Below are 17,070 nucleotides of genomic sequence, written 5' to 3'. Positions count from 1 at the left end.
GCGTAGCTTAAAGGCAACAACTTATATACAATTCCTCTCAAACAGATAATGAGGTTGTAAATGCTATTACGAACTGAAGCGCCGGCTGATATTTTGGTCATTGACCAACTGGTTAAGTCTGCTTTTGAAACTGAAGCTGAAGCAGAGCTAGTGATGCGTCTGCGAGAGAATGGAAATCTCACTTTGTCTTTAGTGGCTTGTACTGATGAGGGCGAAGTGATTGGGCACGTTATGTTTAGCCCGGTGACGCTTAACGGTGAAGAAACCAGTTGGCAAGGCCTTGCGCCACTTGCCGTGAAAGAAGAGTACCGCAATAAAGGCATAGGACAAAAACTGATAGAAGAAGGTTTTGCTTCACTGCGTGAGTTTGGATATCCGGTTTGCGTGGTTGTTGGCGATCCTGCTTACTATGGACGATTTGGATTTGAATCTGCTAGTGCGTATCAATTGGATACCAAATGGTCGTTGCCTGAAGGGATTTTCCAAGTTGTCGATCTAACGGGCGCGAACTTGGATGGTGTTAAAGGCCGCATTGGCTACTGCCCTGAGTTTGACCAACTGTAATACCGCGTCTGCCGTGCTGTTGCGGAGCGATTTATCCGTAGCAGCAAAGACACGACTTTGTTAGCATTACTCAAGTTCTAACTGTGATGTGTTTTTATGTCTAACCGAGATTCTACCTATCTAAATGAAATGGGGATCGATTGTTATCAATTGATTCATCCTCAAAGATTAGAAGGCTATCAGCAAGCTAAGATTGAACTCGATAGTGAGTGTGAGCTCTTACTTGTGACCCCCGCTGCTCCCCAAGGCGATACTGTTCCTCTGTTAGATAATATTGTTAAAGCGATGGCTTTGACACTGCCTCAAGTTCGTGTGATTGCGCCTGAGCAACTGTCGCAAATCGCCGAACCGAGCCTTTCTTGGGTTTGGTTTTGTGGTTGTGAAAGTGTCGAGTTGCCTTTTACTACGCATCTCGTCTCTTCTCCTTCTCTGACCGAATTAGCTAATAATCAGCAAGAGAAGCGAGCGCTATGGCAACAGATCAGAGCAAAGCTATGAATCTAACAATAACCAACACTTTAGAAGCTCATCTTACAAGTATTGTTGAGATTGAAAACGCGGCTCATAGCCATCCGTGGTCTCGTCACTTGTTGTCTCAACTAGATAGCAGGGGAGCTTGCCACCGAGTCTTGTTGTTAGATGAGCAAGTGATAGGTTACTTCTATGCCCAAAATATCGTCGGAGAGGTGACGTTGCTGAATATTGCTGTTTCCCCCTCTTATCAGGGGAGCGGATATGGGCATAAGCTGATGGAGGCCTTTTTGGCTATGTGTCAGCAGGCCGATGCGGAAAGCGCTTGGTTGGAAGTGAGAGAGAGTAACCGCAGGGCGATTGCGCTTTATGAGTCGTGTGGATTCAATCAGATAGATGTACGAGTAAACTACTATCCCACTGAAAACGGCAAAGAGAACGCCGTTATCATGACCTGCAGTTACTTCGAATAATCCCTACTGCTTGTTGTGAATCACCTTTACCACTGGTGCCCCTTCAATAGGTAGAAGTTTTGTTCAAATCGCTCCGTTAGCTCGGCGGCTGGAAGAGGCTTATCGAACAAGTACCCTTGGAACTGATCGCACCCCATCTTCTTCAGCGCGTTGAGTTCATGGCAGTCCTCCACTCCTTCGGCGATAACTTCTAAGTTTAAACGACGGGCCGTCATGATAATGGTATCGACTATCGCTTGGTCACTTTCATCCATATGAAGCTGAGTCACAAACGAACGGTCGATTTTTAGTACATCTACCGAAAGGTGTTTTAAATAACGCAGGGATGAATAACCGGTTCCGAAGTCGTCGATCGAAATTTTGATCTCGTGCTCTTTGAGCTCTGCCATCTTTTGAACTGCAGCGTCGACGTTTTCTAACAGCAAGTTTTCGGTTATCTCCAACTCGATATGCTCACCGCTGATCCCCGCTTGAGTTAACACGTGATATACGTGTTCGACAAAAGTGTGTTGAGAAAACTGCAACGGACTAATGTTAATTGCCAAACGACGGAAACTTTCTGGCAGTACCCCTTGCTGTTGCCATCGGGAATATTGATAACACGCTTGCTCAATTATCCAATCGCCAATTTGAAGGATCTGTCCCGTCTCCTCTGCAATCGGCATAAATACACCCGGTGGCAGTAGTCCTCTTTGTGGGTGATTCCAACGGATAAGTGCCTCGACTCCCACGATTTGATGATGTTCGTTGACCTGAGGCTGATAATAGAGCTCTAGCTGCTCTTTATTGATGGCCTCGTGAAGACCTTTTTCTATTTCTAAAAATGAATCCACCTGAGCTTGCATTTCTGGTTCATAGAACATGTACTTGTTGCGACCCGCGACTTTGGCGCGGTAAAGCGCCGTGTCTGCTTGTCTGAGTACATCTATATTGTTGCAGCCAACGGATGGGAAAGTCGCAATACCGACACTGACAGTGCAATAGAGCTGGTGGTCATCAATAGAATAGGGATTAGAAATTAAAGCTAACAGCTGTTGAGCCACATCGTGTACTTTTTCAGTGGGTAAATATGGCAGCAAGAGTGCAAATTCATCGCCCCCGATTCGCGCGGCAATGTAGTCTTCTTTCAGCCACGCTTCCATCCGCATGGCGATAGCTTTTATTAAGTGATCACCTATGGTGTGTCCCAGAGAATCATTGATGGTTTTAAACCTGTCTAAGTCCATATAGAAAAGCGCTCCGGAGGTCTTAGACTGGTTTGCAGAATCAATTGCCTTGCCCAGCATCTGTAACAGTAAGCTTCTGTTCGCTAAGCCTGTTAACGTATCGTAGTAGGCCAGTTGATTTAGTTTGGCTTCGGCCGCTTCTCTGTCTTTCCAAAGGTTGTGGAAGGTGTTAGCTAAGTGCCCAAGTTCGTCATCGTGATTTCGAGCCAGTGCTGGGAGCTGCGCGGTCTGTTTGTTTTGCAGTGAACGCACCCAGTCGATAAGCGTTACTAAGGGCTTTGAAAGTTTGTAGTAGAAAAAGATCAATAAAATGGAAGTAAGCAAAACATTTCGTATCAAATCAAACAGAATGATTTTGCTGGTCTTGGAAATAAACTCCTTTGCGATATTTGCCCCGTTGACAGAAAAACTCAGAGTACCGACAACTACATTGGAATTAGGTTGATGAAGTTCAGTTTGATAAATCGGTGAAGATGGAGTTAAGTAGCTAGACAAGGCTTCTGTAAACGTACCTTGCAATGAAATGCTCTTCTCCCTTTGCGTTAGCCGATCGCCAAAATCATCAATAATTTCTACGCGATAAATCGCAGGGTCTGTCATTAAACTAGAGGCAACTTGCTCGGCTAATAACTGATTTAGGTGATATGCCGCTTGGCTGGCATTGGAGTAGTTTTGCAATAGTTTGAATTGGTAGTGTTCTTCAATGCGTCGTTGCTCCTGATGGACATCCACCAGAATGTGATAAAAGCTAAAGCACAGCCCTAGTATGACGGACACTAGAAAGACTGTCTTTGCTTGGCGAAATGCCAAAGAGTTAATTTGTTTTGTATTCGGCATAGGGCTTCAAGGTCTGAACTACTCCTTTAGTTATAGTCCATATTTATTGATATTTTAATCTGTAACGGCTTTTCGTCATTATGATGCCAAATCTAACAAGGTGACATCTTTTTTTTGAGCAAGTTGTTTTTTTCTTCATCTGGCTAAGGTTGCTCCAAAACGCAATATAAGCGAGAATACCGCGCATTATTGAATCTGATATTAAACTGATAGGTTTCTGGCTTGTCAGCTTTAAAACCAAGAAGACCCATTCCATGGCTAATAGCAACTTTTTAGGCGAAGTATCGAAGCGTCGAACTTTCGCTATCATCTCTCACCCGGATGCGGGTAAAACGACGATTACCGAAAAAGTACTTTTGTTCGGACGCGCAATTCAAACTGCGGGTACGGTAAAAGGGCGTGGCTCTAACCAGCATGCAAAATCCGACTGGATGGAAATGGAAAAAGAACGTGGTATCTCGGTAACGACGTCCGTGATGCAGTTCCCGTACAACGACTGCTTGGTAAACCTATTAGATACACCAGGACACGAAGACTTTTCTGAAGATACTTATCGTACCTTGACCGCTGTTGACTCCTGTTTGATGGTGATCGATGCGGCGAAAGGTGTAGAGGATCGCACGCGTAAGCTTATGGAAGTGACTCGATTGCGCGATACTCCAATCGTTACCTTTATGAACAAACTGGACCGTGATATTCGCGATCCAATGGAGCTGTTGGACGAAGTAGAAAGCGAGCTCAATATGGCTTGTGCTCCTGTATCGTGGCCAATTGGTTGCGGCAAAGAGTTCAAAGGCGTGTATCACATTCACCGCGACGAGAGTATTTTGTATTCCACCGGTCAAGGGCACACGATTCAAGAAAGCCAAATTATCAAAGGGCTGGATAACCCTGAACTGAATGAAGCCGTTGGCGATGAGCTAGCTGAGCAGTTAAGAGAAGAACTAGAGTTAGTGATTGGGGCTTCTCACGAGTTTGACCAAGAGCTGTTTTTAAGTGGTGAGCTAACACCAGTATTCTTTGGTACGGCACTGGGTAACTTTGGTGTTGACCACATGTTAGATGGTTTGACTAAGTGGCTCCGCAGCCAATGCCTCGCCAAGCAAATGAGCGAGAAGTGGAAGCACAAGAAGAGAAGTTCTCTGGTTTCGTGTTCAAAATTCAAGCCAACATGGATCCCAAACACCGTGACCGAATTGCATTTATGCGTATTGTATCGGGTACCTATACACAAGGTATGAAGATGAATCATGTGCGTTTGGGCAAACAAGTGAGCATTTCGGACGCAGTGACCTTTATGGCTGGTGACCGCTCTCGTGCAGAAAATGCCTACGCGGGTGATATTATTGGTCTACACAACCACGGTACTATTCAGATTGGTGATACCTTCACACAAGGTGAGAGCCTGAAGTTCTCGGGTATTCCTAACTTTGCACCAGAACTCTTCCGTCGAATCCGCTTGAAAGATCCACTCAAGCAGAAGCAATTGCTTAAAGGCCTTGTTCAGCTTTCAGAAGAAGGTGCGGTGCAAGTGTTCCGTCCGCTGCAAAACAACGATTTGATTGTAGGCGCGGTGGGTGTCCTTCAGTTTGATGTTGTTGTGGCTCGACTAAAAGCGGAATACAACGTAGAAGCGATTTACGAAAGCGTAAACGTGGCAACGGCGCGCTGGGTTGAGTGTTCAGACGGTAAAAAGCTGGATGAGTTCCAACGCAAGAATCAAACAAACCTCGCTCTGGATGGCGGTGACAATTTAACTTATATCGCACCGACTATGGTCAACCTAAACTTAGCTCAGGAGCGTTTTCCTGAAGTCGACTTTAGAGCAACTCGCGAGCACTAATTTTTTGCAAGACACTAAAAAGGCCGATTGTTATCGGCCTTTTTTTTGGTCTCTACTTCTTTTTACCCGAAGATTTCTTTTTTGGAGCTGGGCTTTTTTTCTTGCCTTCTTTTTTCTTTTTCTTCTTAAACACAGGTTTTTTGTGTTTAGGACGAAGGCCATTGACAAAGCGTTCTTTAATTTCTTCTTTGGTATAACGAGCCACTCTATCTAGCATCGGCTGATCGTGTGCTTCTACGATAGAGACGGCATTGCCTTTTTTACCTGCTCTAGCGGTACGACCAATGCGGTGAAGATAAACGTCTGCGCTACGTGGCATATCGTAGTTTATGACGTGACTGACGTCGGGAAGATCGATACCACGGGCAGCGACATCCGTGGCCAGTAGAATATTGACACTACCGTCTCGGAAGCGAGTAATGGCATTGTTGCGACGGTCTTGCGGCATTTCACCTTGTATCCAACTACAAGGGATTTGCGCTTTTTCCAGTTCGATTCTAAGTTCGGCCAGTCGCTCGCGAGTTTTAACAAAAACAATGGATCGTTCAGCTTGCTCAGTCACTATGGTTTTAAGCAGAGCCAGTTTGTGTTCCATTGTGTCTGCGCGATGATACCACTGAGTGATCTTTTTTCTTTCGCGGCGTGAGGGCTCTGCATCAATCTCTGCTGGATCTTTAAGCAGATCAGCCGTAAAGCCTTCAACCCCTTTGCCTTCAAGTGTTGCAGAGAAGAGCAAGGTCTGCTTTCTCCAACGACACTCAGAAGAAAGGCGATCCACGACAGGGCCAAATCCCATGTCTAACATTCGGTCTGCTTCATCGAGAATAAGCCATTCAATGGCACGGCAATCAAAGCGCTCTGCTTCAATGTACTCCATTAAGCGGCCTGGTGTAGCGACGACAATATCTTGTGTGTTTGCCAAAATGTCGGCGTGTTCTTGGTATTGAACACCACCAGTAATAGTGAAAACTTTAAGCTTGGTATTCTTCGCCAGTGCTCGTGCTTGATCGGCAACTTGCATTGCCAGTTCGCGCGTCGGCGTAAGGATCAAAATACGTGCTGGTCCAGGTTTACGGCGCGGAAAATCTTGCAAGTATTGCAAAGCAGGTAAAGCAAAAGCGGCGGTTTTACCTGTACCCGTTGGTGCACTTGCGAGGATGTCTCTGCCATCTAAAGCCTGTGGAATGGCTTGAGCTTGAATCATTGTCGGTCTGCTAAATCCCATTTCTTCAATGGCGCTAAGCAAGTTGTCATCTAACTCTAATTCGGCGAAATTTTTAATCACTATTTGTTCTCCACTGGCGAAAAGTAGCCCGGATATTTTCAAAAGGGGGCACAGTATAAGGTGTTCGATGACTTGGATCACACCTTATTTTCTACATCTTTAGATAAAAGGCGTTAGTTAGATGGACAAATGCTTGGCTGTATTGTCCATTTTGTCTAATGATTAGCGTTTCCTCTTTTGGCGTTACTTCCGATTTCCCCACTTGAAACAGTAACCTATTTGCCTGTTTTACTTCATTGGGTTGGACGTCGCACCTTCTCTGTAGATGTAACCCCGCGTTTTCACATAAGCGAATAAAAGTTTCACCTTCAGGAACGGGCAAGACAAAAGAGGCGCTCCCTGATTCAGTGAGTAACTGACTACACCGTTCAATAAGTGTGTGATGAGGAAGGGTATCGGTATGCCTAGCTTTGGCTCTTTGGTCTGATTTTGCGGTTTCACCGGAGTTAAAATAGGGCGGGTTGCAAACGATAGAGTCATATAGTGCGTTGGGGCTAAACTTGCAAAGATCGGTGTGAAAAATCTTAATTCGTTTAGACCAAGGTGATTGTTCGATATTTTTGGTTGCAGCTTGAATAGAAAACTGGTCGATATCAATGGCGTCAATTTGTGCGTTTTGCTCGCGTTGAGCTGCCATCAGTGCGAGTAACCCTGTACCGGTTCCAATATCCAGTACTCTTCCCATTTGGGTCAGTTGACACCATGCACCTAGCAAAACGCCATCTGTACTGACTGGCATACCCGCATAGCTTTCGCTTATGGAGAACTGTTTAAAATCAAAGCCTTTAGTTCGCCTTATATTCTCTTTCATGATTGTGTTGTTATTTCGATCTTTGTTAGTTTATGGTGTTGCTGTTAATTCAATGTTTAGTGTTTTGTTCTAAATGTTGGTCAGTTGTATGTCTGTTTTTGTAGTTGATAACACTGATTTATTTAATAGTGGTGGTTTAAATAACTATGATATCGCTTGTTTTGTAAATTTATATGGTGTTTTTTTTGTGATACTTGCGGATAGATGAGTAATTCGTCATTATTCGCGCCTATTTTTATAGATTAAGTGACGATTTTCGATCACTTAGCACTCACAACATCCATTCAAATATAAATAAGGGTTATCCGTGAAGCAGACATTAAAACTAACAGATATTATTGCTGTAGGCTTTATGCTTTTTGCGTTCTTTTTGGGCGCTGGTAACATCATTTTCCCACCTCTAGCAGGTCAATTGGCAGGTGATAACTTGCTTCCAGCTATGATTGGTTTTCTATTTACTGCGGTAGGTCTTCCTTTAGCTACCATTATTGCTATCGCGGTATCTGGCGGATCTTGGGACCATTTAACACAAGATCTTCCTAAAAAAGCAGCGATGATCATGGCAGTGCTCATTTTCATTATTATCGGTCCTGCATTCGCTGCACCACGTACCGGTTTGGTTGCGTATGAAATGGCGGTTAAACCATTTTTTGCAGATGCCCAGCAAATGCACTTAACGGTGTTCTCAGTTTTGTTCTTTATTGTGGCTATGTTTTTTGCTTGGTCTCAAGGCAAACTTATCGACGTTATTGGTAAGTTTCTAACACCAGTATTGTTTATTGGCTTGATTGTTCTTGCACTTGCGGTGTTTATCGATCCTCAAGGCGAAATGATTGCTCCTCAAGGTGATTACCTCACACAACCTCTGACTAAAGGTTTCCTCGAAGGTTACAACACTATGGATACCTTTGGTGCGCTAATGTTTGGTATGTTGATGGTGGATGCTTTGCGCAGCAAGGGTATCACTGAGCAAAAAGCAACGACTAAATACCTGATCAGTGCAGCTTGTATCGCTGCGCTTGGCTTGGCGTTTGTTTACGTATCACTCTTCTATCTTGGTGCGACTAGTGCCGCAGTTGCTGGTGGTGCCGATAATGGTGGTGCAGTACTGAGCCTTTACGTTCAATCTCTATTTGGCCCTTACGGCCAAGTCGTGCTTTCAGTGATCGTAATATTGGCGTGCTTAACAACGGCAATTGGCTTGATTTCAGCGTGTTCTGACTACTTCAGCACATTAACCCCTGTTTCTTACAAAGCTTGGGTTGTGATCAACGGCGTTGCATGCGCAATTGTTGCTAACGTAGGTCTTTCTCAACTTATCGCCTTCTCAATACCAGTTCTTTTTGCGCTGTATCCTGTGGCGATTGCGTTGGTCGCGTTGACTTTTGTTCGCAAGATGTTGCCAAACCCTTGTTTGGCATACCGAGTGGTGATTTCTATCGCTTTGCTATTCGCATTGATCGACGCTGCCAAAATCTCTGGAATTGATGTATCAGCATTCGATAGCCTACCACTATTCAGCGTTGGTATGGGCTGGGCTCTGCCTACGTTTGTCGCTACGGTTTGCATGATGTTTATTGGCAAAAGTAAAACGCTAGCAGAAGAAACCGCATAACTGTCGATTAATCTGCTTTATCATCCCTCTTCAGCCCTTGGCGGAAGAGGGATGTTTTGTTTCTGGGCTAGATGAATAGACTAAAAATTTTCCTGTATCTTCATCACATTTTTAAGTAGAATTCTTCGGTCAAAATCTATCCTAAATGTTGAGCAAACATGTTTGAAATCAATCCAATTAAAAACCGTCTTCAGGATGTGTCAGAGCGCACGAATGTCCTGAGGGGGTATCTTTGACTACGACGCGAAACGCGAGCGTCTAGAAGAAGTAAACGCAGAATTAGAACAACCAGATGTTTGGAACGAACCTGACCGCGCACAAGCGCTGGGCAAGGAAAGAGCATCATTAGAAGCGGTTGTTGAAACTATTGATCACTTAGACCAAGGCGTGGAAGACGTGGAAGGTCTACTTGAGTTAGCAATAGAAGAAGAAGACCAAGAGACTTTCGACGAAATTGAACCTGAGCTGGTTGAGCTAGAAGAGAAACTCTCTAAGCTTGAGTTCCGTCGCATGTTTGCTGGTGACCATGACTCGTCGGATTGTTACGTAGACTTACAAGCAGGTTCGGGCGGTACTGAAGCGCAGGACTGGACGAACATGCTTCTGCGCATGTACCTTCGCTGGGCAGAAGCGAAAGGCTTTAAAGCGGAAGTTATCGAAGTATCAGAAGGCGAAGTTGCGGGTCTTAAATCGGCAACTGTTCGCATCTCCGGAGAGTACGCTTACGGTTGGTTGCGCACTGAAACGGGTGTACACCGCTTGGTACGCAAATCGCCATTTGATTCAGGTGGCCGTAGACACACTTCTTTCTCATCTGCGTTTGTTTACCCAGAGATTGATGAGAATATTGATATCGACATTAACCCAGCAGATCTTCGCATCGATGTGTATCGCGCATCTGGTGCAGGTGGTCAGCACGTTAACACCACGGAATCTGCGGTACGTATTACCCACCTTCCGACTAATACAGTGGTTCAGTGTCAGAATGACCGTTCTCAACACAAGAACAAAGATCAGGCAATGAAACAGCTAAGAGCAAAGCTGTTTGAACTTGAACTGCAAAAGCAGAATGCCGAGAAGCAAGCTAATGAAGACGCGAAGTCTGACATTGGTTGGGGCAGCCAGATTCGCTCCTATGTATTAGACGACTCTCGCATTAAAGATCTGCGCACTGGGGTGGAAAATCGCAACACCCAAGCCGTACTGGACGGCGACCTAGACAAATTTATTGAAGCCAGCCTGAAATCAGGCCTTTAAGCTTTTCACCGACAAAACAGGATACATCGAAAATGACTGATGCTGTTCAAAACGAAAATTTACAAGAAGAAAACAAGCTAATTGCTGAACGACGCGCGAAACTGGATGAGATTCGCAAGACTTGTAAAGCTAACGGCCACCCAAATGACTTCCGTCGCGATAGCCTAGCTGGCGACTTGCAAAAAGAGTTCGGTGAAAAGAGCAAAGAAGAGCTTGAAGAACTGAATCACGTAGTGGCAATTGCTGGCCGTATTATGGCTAAACGCGGTCCATTCCTTGTGATTCAAGAAACTTCTGGTCGTATTCAAGCTTACGCTGCGAAAGACGTACAGAAGCAACTTAAAGAGCAATATCAAGGTTTAGACATCGGTGATATCGTTGGGGTTAAAGGTGCTCTGCACAAGTCTGGTAAGGGCGATCTCTACGTGAACATGGAAGAGTACGAGTTGCTAACCAAAGCTCTGCGTCCGCTTCCAGAAAAATTCCACGGTCTTACTGACCAAGAGATGCGTTACCGTCAGCGTTATGTTGACCTAATTGTTAACGAAGATTCACGCCAAGCATTTATCGTTCGCTCAAAGCTGGTTTCTTCTATCCGTAACTTTATGAGCTCTAAAGGTTACCTAGAAGTTGAAACTCCAATGATGCACGTGATCCCTGGCGGAGCGACGGCTCGTCCATTTATCACTCACCACAATGCGCTAGACATCGATATGTACCTACGTGTTGCCCCAGAGCTATACCTAAAGCGTCTAGTGGTAGGTGGTTTTGATCGCGTTTTTGAAATCAACCGCAACTTCCGCAACGAAGGTTTGTCTCCTCGCCACAACCCAGAATTCACCATGATGGAGTTCTACCAAGCTTACGCTGACTACAAAGATCTGATGGATCTAACAGAGGAAATGTTGAGCACGGTAGCGATGGATGTACTAGGTTCTACATCAATGCCTTACGGTGAAGAAACCGTTGAGTTTGGCGGTACTTATGCGCGAATGAGTATGTTCGAGGCTATCAAACACTACAATCCAAATCACGAGCAAATTCAAGCGTTAACTGAATCTGATTTGACCAATCGCGACCTTATGGTATCTATTGCGAAATCTGTTCACGTGGACGTAGAAGACTTCTGGACTTGTGGTCAGCTATTGGAAGAAATCTTCGGTGAAACGGCTGAGCCGCAACTGATCCAACCTACCTTTATTACAGGTTATCCGGCGGACATCTCGCCTCTTGCTCGTCGCAGTGATGACAACCCGTTCTTCACTGACCGCTTTGAGTTCTTTATCGGTGGGCGTGAAGTAGCAAATGGTTTCTCTGAGCTTAATGATGCGGAAGATCAAGACGCTCGCTTTAAAGCTCAGGTTGAAGCAAAAGACGCGGGTGACGATGAAGCGATGTACTACGATGCCGATTACATCACAGCATTGGAACACGGTCTGCCACCAACAGCAGGTCAAGGTATCGGAATCGACCGCTTAGCTATGTTGTTTACCAACACACATACCATCCGCGACGTTATCTTATTCCCAGCGATGCGTCCTCAAGCATAAGCTTGGCACTAGATAGAAAAACCACCTTCGGGTGGTTTTTTTGATCTATGCAGCTCCCTACCATCTCGATTAACAGCGAGTTTTATCAATAACAATTTCGCCAAGATTTATTTAGTGAATACTGAATCGGGTTCTCAAAAGCCGCTTGAATTCTTCCATTCCAGTTATATTCTTAATTATGAGACAGAATTTTTTATCTAGTCTCGATACTGTAACAACTCTAGTCTCAGATGCATTCAATGCGACAAATTAAAAATAAAAAGGATAAAACAATGGGTAGTCAATTCCGTATGGATTCTGTCCCTGGCTCTTTGATTGTCGTTGGCGGAACGTATGAACCTTGGTTGTCGGTATTAGAGCAAGTGGGTTGGCGTTGCACTCAGTGTGCAGACCTGCGAAAAGCTGATGCTCTCTTTACTGAAACTGGTCCATGTATCGGTATCGTAGACCTTAGTCACGATGAGTTCAGCCTTAATGCATTGCCAATTTAGTTAGTAATCACAAACAAGTTCGTTGGTTAGCTTTTATTAGAGAGTCCCAACTCGGTTCAGACACCTTGTGTCAGTTTATCGTGAACTTCTGTATCGATTTCTTTACCGCACCAATTCCAGACGCCCAATTGCTCAGCACCATTGGCCACCAACTCGGTATGCTTAAACTAGAGAAAAAAGTGTGGCCACACTACGGCAATAACAATGATATGGGATTGATCGGTGAGTCCATTCCCATGAAACGCTTAAGAGATCAAATCAAGCGCATTGGCCCAACCGATGTGAGCATATTGATTTACGGTGAAAGTGGTACAGGTAAAGAGACGGTAGCTCGTGCGATCCATAAAACGTCTTCTCGCGCTCAAAAAGAGTTTGTTTCGGTGAACTGTCGAGCCATGTCAGAAAGGCGGCTAGAGTGTGACCTTTTTGGTATCAACCGCGAGGATGATACCCAAGTATCAATTCTTGAGAGAGCCAATGGCGGAACGATTCTTCTCAATGACATTCTTACCTTGCCTAAATCTCAGCAGTTAAATCTGTTGCGCTTTTTACAAGAAGGCACTATCGACACGGCTACGGGTCGCAAAGAAGTCGACGTTCGAATTTTGGCAGCGAACTCCGCGGATATAGAAAAAGCATTGATTGATGGCGATTTTAATGAAGAGCTCTATCACTATATCAATGTACTTAGAATTAATGTACCCAGCCTGAAGGAGAGAGCAGGAGATATCGCTATCCTTGCTCGTCATTTCTTGCAAGATTATTCCAAAGAGTACAATGCTCAGGCTCGGAGCTTTACCGAAGATGCAGTACGTTCGCTTACGCGTTATCACTGGCCTGGAAACGTCCGTGAACTTATGAACCAAATTAAGCGCATCGTTTTAATGTCTGATACGGTTATGTTGGATGACCAGCACTTGGACTTGCCTAAACGCAGTGATGGTAAACGCAGTCTCAAGAGTATCCGAGAACGAAGTGAGCGAGATGCGTTACTTTTGGTTTTGGAATCGCATTCTGGGCAGGTCTCAATGGCGGCAAAAGAGTTAGGGGTATCAAGAGCGACCATGTATCGTCTGCTCAATAAACATAACCTAATTTCTGATAATGCTATGTAATTTAATAACTTATCAAGATGCCGTCCTGCAAGGGCGGCATTTTTTATGCAAAATATAATATTGGCTATATCTTATTCTTATAGTGAATATATTAGAAATATGCTGTTACATTGCTAAATGTTGGCGGATAAGTTTGTTTTACAAATCACGGCCAAATATCGGTTGAATTATTAACCCGTTTGAATAGAATTTAACCGTGAACAGTCGTTCACTCAAAATATTTTTTTGGATTAATTACTTGCTAGGAGGCGCACAAATGAAACATTTCAATGTCATTCAAACTCGTCGCGTCTCGTTCGATCTACCGCAAAACAAAGCGGTCAACGCCAGTGATCTCACCAAAGGTGATTTCATTGCGTCAGATCGAAAAGCCAAACAGCAAAATAATTAGTCCGTAACCTCTTAATTTTAATAGGCTGCGGAAAAGCAGCGAAATTAAGAGCGTAACTCATTGTCTCCCCAGCTGTTTTTCCCGGCCCAAAACCGGAGAACTACAATGAGTCATTCACTATACCTACAACTTGCAACACTACTCGTAAAAGCCGATCTACGCCGCGAAGAGCGCGAATGGAAGCGTCGAGTAAGACGAAGTGCACACGAAATACCTTGCACAATGCCCGTTTGCTAAAAGATATAGGTTTAGAAGCCGATGGTCGACCTATGGGATATAGCGAACCAGATAGCTTTAAAGCCGAGCGCCGTATTCGTCATTTACGTCGAGTCTTAAGTGCTCGAATACCAACGTAACAGATAGGCTGGTATCTCTGGATACCAGCCTGACGATTTTTTATGGGCAGGGGTTGGAGTAAGTGATTCCAACCTCTTGCAACCTTTCTAGTATTTCATCACTTAGCTCAAGTTCTACGCTATCTATATTGTCTTTCAGTTGTTCTAACTGTGTTGCGCCAATGATGTTCGATGCGACAAAGGGGCGTTGATTAACAAATGCCAACGCCATTTGGGCGGGATTAAGGCCAAACTCTTTGGCAACATTTACATAAGCTTGCGTCGCTTCGATGCCCAGCGGAGTAAAGTAACGAGCAAATCGTTCAAACAAGGTACAGCGTGCATTGGCAGGGCGTAGGCCGTTTAGGTATTTACCGCTCAAGCAACCAAATGCCAGAGGTGAATAAGCGAGAAGCTTAACCCCCTCGTAGTGACTGACTTCAGATAGACCAATTTCAAAGCTTCGGTTGAGAAGATTGTAGGGGTTTTGGATAGAAACCACTCTTGGCAGTTCGTGCTTTTCAGCTAAACGCAGATAACTCATTACTCCCCAAGGCGTTTCATTGGAGAGTCCGATATAACGAATTTTCCCAGCTTTAACCAGCTCAGCCATCGCCTCTAAAGTTTCAACAAGTGTCACTTCTTCTTTGCTGTCTGGGTAAGGGTAGTTGAGCTGACCAAAGCAATTGGTTTGTCTCTGAGGCCAATGCAACTGATACAAATCGATATAATCGGTTTTAAGCCTTTGTAAACTGTCGTCAACCGCCATGTGAATATTGCGGCGATCTAAGCTCATATGCTCGCGTATATAAGGCGTATTTCTTGGACCTGCAACCTTAGTGGCCAAAACGATCTTTTCGCGATTTGACCGCTTTTCCAGCCAGTTTCCGATATAAGTTTCGGTGAGCCCCTGAGTTTTTGCTTTTGGAGGAACGGGATACATTTCAGCGGTATCGATAAAATTCACCCCGCGTTCCAAGGCGTAATCAAGTTGCGAAAAAGCCTCTTTCTGAGAGTTTTGCTCTCCAAATGTCATTGTTCCTAAAGCAATTTTGCTGACTTCAAGCGTCGAATGGGGCAACTTTGTGTATTGCATATCTCTTCCTTGTAAATCTCGCTCAATTGAGTCCGGTCATCCACTAGCCAATACGTTCTTAAACTACTGAGCAAGAGCATTGTATTTCCAAAAATCCCTATGCCACTATTTTCACCACGTTTTCCGTTCAATTACAAACCTTTTCACGGCAGTAAAGGGAGGTTCGATATCTGCAAAAAGGTGCCTTTTTATCTAATTCGCCAAAAATTGACAGGTTAACTACACTTGGATCTGGAGGTGCCCTATGCAAAAACATCAACTTGATAAGTGGATCCACGGTTTTCACAAGGCGTCCTATCAGCCGCCCAAAGTGTTTGTTATTGGTTGTTCTGATTTGTCTCAGTACCAGTTAGCGGTGGAGTACAAACACAAAGTTGAACCGATTAAGGTCGATGGTGAACTTATCTATTTTGACTCGATAGAGTTGGTCAAAGAGGAGTTGGGACGATTAGGTGTTGAACGCGCATACTTGCGATTGCACAACGCTTATGACGAGTTCGGACAGAGTGGTTCACCGCTTTATCAAGATGTTGAATTGGTTTTAACTAAGCACTAGCCAGCGAATTTTGCTAATGGTTCTGTCGTGTTAAGCGTAGTGTTGTTGCAAGATCTGCTGGGTAAATTGAGTACGCAAGTAGAAGCCCCGAGGCAAGGTTTTAATCGGCTTTCCGTTTGAGCCATACGCTTGTGTCACAACGCGACTGTTTGCTGCTTTGGGTCTTAATTGCAGATACTGACCGTGTTTGGCCGTGATCTGCTGTACTTCCCCAAGGACGATGAGTTCCATCAGCTCTTCCCAATCTTCTCTCAACTGCTGTTCTTCTTGCTCTGAAGGGGTCCAAAGTAGAGGGCTTCCCACTCGTCGATCGGCGAGTGGAATTTCTCTTTCACCTTGCACGGGGATCCAAAGTACTTTAGAAAGTTTGTTTCTAACGTGGCTTTGCTCCCAAGTCAGTCCGTGAACGCCCGTTAATGGAGCTACGCAAACAAACGTCGTTTCTAAAGGTTTACCGGTATAACTGATCGGGATGGTTTTCAATTCAATTCCTAAGTCTTCGAAGTCTTGAGTTGGTCGACTTCCTGCACGCGCTCCGAGATGCCACTCTAGCAGTTGCCCTACCCAGCCTTTATCCCTTTGAAGATTTGGAGGAACATCAATTCCTGCCTCTTCAGCTAACTCCGCGAAAGAGAGACCAGCAATTTCAAATGCTCTTTGCATCAGTTCGGTTTCTGACTTAGGTTCGGACTTCATAGGCTCTAGGAAAAAAAACAAAAAGGTAGTTTACTCGATCTTTATATTTATACCTACGATGAAAGTTTGATCGAAGCGTACAAAAGATCATCGCCAATATGGTTATCCACAGGTGTTTGCTTTAGGTATTGGCTTTAGGCTAATAGTGTATATATAAACAGGGTTAATTAAAGGGCTAGAGGTGGGTATGACGACGGTTTTGGTGAAGAAAACAACATTTTATGTGGATAAGGCGCTCTCTGGTTGATCTTTGACCGATCTGTTTTGTGGTTATCTTTTTGTGATTTACTTTGTTGGTTTTTTACCATTTGCACCTTGGTAACTTGTTGTATTTTAATGTTTTGTTTTTATGTTGAATAAATTTAGTAGAGCACTTAGTTATCAATAAATTGATGTTTGGATCTGTTTTAAAAGTATTCTTCACAAAGTTATGCACAGAAAAGGTGAATAAATGTGGC

13 protein-coding genes and 3 pseudogenes are annotated in these 17,070 nt (G+C 44.3%); 11 read left to right on the top strand and 5 right to left on the bottom strand.

Annotated features, from left to right (window positions below; translation table 11 throughout):
* Nucleotides 1-60 precede the first annotated feature (60 nt).
* From BLO31_RS22665 to rimI, 3 genes are all read left to right on the top strand, one after another.
* A complete protein-coding gene (locus BLO31_RS22665) occupies nt 61-564 on the top strand; it encodes a GNAT family N-acetyltransferase (protein ID WP_070972342.1) in 504 nt (167 codons plus the stop codon).
* Between the two features lie 96 nt (nt 565-660).
* Nucleotides 661-1,062 carry a DNA polymerase III subunit psi gene (locus tag BLO31_RS22660; protein WP_070972339.1) on the top strand — a complete coding sequence of 134 codons (402 nt, stop codon included), beginning with the start codon at nt 661-663 and terminating at the stop codon, nt 1,060-1,062.
* Nucleotides 1,059-1,508 (top strand): ribosomal protein S18-alanine N-acetyltransferase, encoded by a 450-nt coding sequence (rimI, locus tag BLO31_RS22655; RefSeq protein ID WP_070972336.1) that lies wholly within the window; start codon nt 1,059-1,061, stop codon nt 1,506-1,508. Before BLO31_RS22660 ends, rimI begins: the two co-directional genes overlap by 4 nt.
* Before the next feature lie 26 nt (nt 1,509-1,534).
* Here rimI and BLO31_RS22650 read toward each other — a convergent pair whose 3' ends face one another.
* Nucleotides 1,535-3,571, bottom strand: coding sequence for a putative bifunctional diguanylate cyclase/phosphodiesterase (locus BLO31_RS22650; protein ID WP_070972333.1), 2,037 nt, complete (start codon nt 3,569-3,571; stop codon nt 1,535-1,537).
* A gap of 254 nt (nt 3,572-3,825) precedes the next feature.
* Between BLO31_RS22650 and prfC the strand changes: the two are divergent.
* Nucleotides 3,826-5,414: pseudogene (gene prfC, locus BLO31_RS22645) on the top strand (peptide chain release factor 3).
* A gap of 52 nt (nt 5,415-5,466) precedes the next feature.
* Here the strand turns inward: prfC and srmB are convergent.
* Together srmB and BLO31_RS22635 are read right to left on the bottom strand one after the other, a co-directional pair.
* On the bottom strand, nt 5,467-6,699 hold the full coding sequence (gene srmB / locus BLO31_RS22640; protein ID WP_070972331.1) for an ATP-dependent RNA helicase SrmB: 1,233 nt from the start codon (nt 6,697-6,699) through the stop codon (nt 5,467-5,469).
* A 91-nt stretch (nt 6,700-6,790) separates the two neighbouring features.
* On the bottom strand, nt 6,791-7,510 hold the full coding sequence (locus BLO31_RS22635; RefSeq protein WP_070972328.1) for a tRNA1(Val) (adenine(37)-N6)-methyltransferase: 720 nt from the start codon (nt 7,508-7,510) through the stop codon (nt 6,791-6,793).
* 307 nt (nt 7,511-7,817) lie between these two features.
* On the opposite strand from BLO31_RS22635, the gene brnQ reads away from it, so the two are divergent.
* From brnQ to BLO31_RS23370, 6 genes and pseudogenes are all read left to right on the top strand, one after another.
* A complete protein-coding gene (gene brnQ, locus BLO31_RS22630) occupies nt 7,818-9,125 on the top strand; it encodes a branched-chain amino acid transport system II carrier protein (protein ID WP_070972325.1) in 1,308 nt (435 codons plus the stop codon).
* Between the two features lie 158 nt (nt 9,126-9,283).
* A protein-coding gene (prfB, locus tag BLO31_RS22625; RefSeq protein WP_139159098.1) for a peptide chain release factor 2 occupies nt 9,284-10,382 on the top strand; the annotation gives its coding sequence in 2 pieces (ribosomal slippage) (nt 9,284-9,358 and nt 9,360-10,382; 1,098 coding nt in all).
* A 32-nt stretch (nt 10,383-10,414) separates the two neighbouring features.
* Nucleotides 10,415-11,932, top strand: a complete 1,518-nt coding sequence (gene lysS / locus BLO31_RS22620) for a lysine--tRNA ligase (RefSeq protein ID WP_070972320.1) — start codon at nt 10,415-10,417, stop codon at nt 11,930-11,932.
* A 272-nt stretch (nt 11,933-12,204) separates the two neighbouring features.
* Nucleotides 12,205-13,538 (top strand): annotated as a pseudogene (gene vpsR, locus BLO31_RS22615) (cyclic-di-GMP-binding transcriptional regulator VpsR).
* A 256-nt stretch (nt 13,539-13,794) separates the two neighbouring features.
* A complete protein-coding gene (locus tag BLO31_RS24985; protein ID WP_281182308.1) occupies nt 13,795-13,929 on the top strand; it encodes a hypothetical protein in 135 nt (44 codons plus the stop codon).
* 105 nt (nt 13,930-14,034) lie between these two features.
* A pseudogene (locus tag BLO31_RS23370) lies at nt 14,035-14,285 on the top strand (DUF1127 domain-containing protein).
* A 40-nt stretch (nt 14,286-14,325) separates the two neighbouring features.
* Here the strand turns inward: BLO31_RS23370 and BLO31_RS22610 are convergent.
* The gene (locus tag BLO31_RS22610; RefSeq protein ID WP_070972317.1) at nt 14,326-15,360 is read right to left on the bottom strand and encodes an NADP(H)-dependent aldo-keto reductase; all 1,035 of its coding nucleotides are present in this window, start codon (nt 15,358-15,360) and stop codon (nt 14,326-14,328) included.
* A 244-nt stretch (nt 15,361-15,604) separates the two neighbouring features.
* On the opposite strand from BLO31_RS22610, the gene BLO31_RS22605 reads away from it, so the two are divergent.
* On the top strand, nt 15,605-15,916 hold the full coding sequence (locus BLO31_RS22605; RefSeq protein WP_070972314.1) for a DUF6482 family protein: 312 nt from the start codon (nt 15,605-15,607) through the stop codon (nt 15,914-15,916).
* A 30-nt stretch (nt 15,917-15,946) separates the two neighbouring features.
* Here the strand turns inward: BLO31_RS22605 and mutH are convergent, their stop codons facing one another.
* A complete protein-coding gene (gene mutH / locus BLO31_RS22600) occupies nt 15,947-16,612 on the bottom strand; it encodes a DNA mismatch repair endonuclease MutH (protein WP_070972311.1) in 666 nt (221 codons plus the stop codon).
* Between the last annotated feature and the right edge of the window lie 458 nt (nt 16,613-17,070).

The organism is Vibrio sonorensis, from assembly GCF_001854765.1.
GTDB lineage: Bacteria > Pseudomonadota > Gammaproteobacteria > Enterobacterales > Vibrionaceae > Vibrio > Vibrio sonorensis.
The sequence above is the reverse complement of the archived record's forward strand: the minus strand, read 5'-3'. Positions and strand labels throughout refer to the sequence as shown.

Excerpts from the sequence above, each read along its gene's own strand:
- BLO31_RS22605 (WP_070972314.1), top strand. The coding sequence starts at position 15,605 with ATGCAAAAACATCAACTTGATAAGTGGATCCACGGTTTTCACAAGGCG.
- BLO31_RS24985 (WP_281182308.1), top strand. The coding sequence starts at position 13,795 with ATGAAACATTTCAATGTCATTCAAACTCGTCGCGTCTCGTTCGATCTA.
- BLO31_RS22635 (WP_070972328.1), bottom strand. The coding sequence starts at position 7,510 with ATGAAAGAGAATATAAGGCGAACTAAAGGCTTTGATTTTAAACAGTTC.
- BLO31_RS22660 (WP_070972339.1), top strand. The coding sequence starts at position 661 with ATGTCTAACCGAGATTCTACCTATCTAAATGAAATGGGGATCGATTGT.
- rimI (WP_070972336.1), top strand. The coding sequence starts at position 1,059 with ATGAATCTAACAATAACCAACACTTTAGAAGCTCATCTTACAAGTATT.
- lysS (WP_070972320.1), top strand. The coding sequence starts at position 10,415 with ATGACTGATGCTGTTCAAAACGAAAATTTACAAGAAGAAAACAAGCTA.
- BLO31_RS22610 (WP_070972317.1), bottom strand. The coding sequence starts at position 15,360 with ATGCAATACACAAAGTTGCCCCATTCGACGCTTGAAGTCAGCAAAATT.
- mutH (WP_070972311.1), bottom strand. The coding sequence starts at position 16,612 with ATGAAGTCCGAACCTAAGTCAGAAACCGAACTGATGCAAAGAGCATTT.
- BLO31_RS22650 (WP_070972333.1), bottom strand. The coding sequence starts at position 3,571 with ATGCCGAATACAAAACAAATTAACTCTTTGGCATTTCGCCAAGCAAAG.
- BLO31_RS22665 (WP_070972342.1), top strand. The coding sequence starts at position 61 with ATGCTATTACGAACTGAAGCGCCGGCTGATATTTTGGTCATTGACCAA.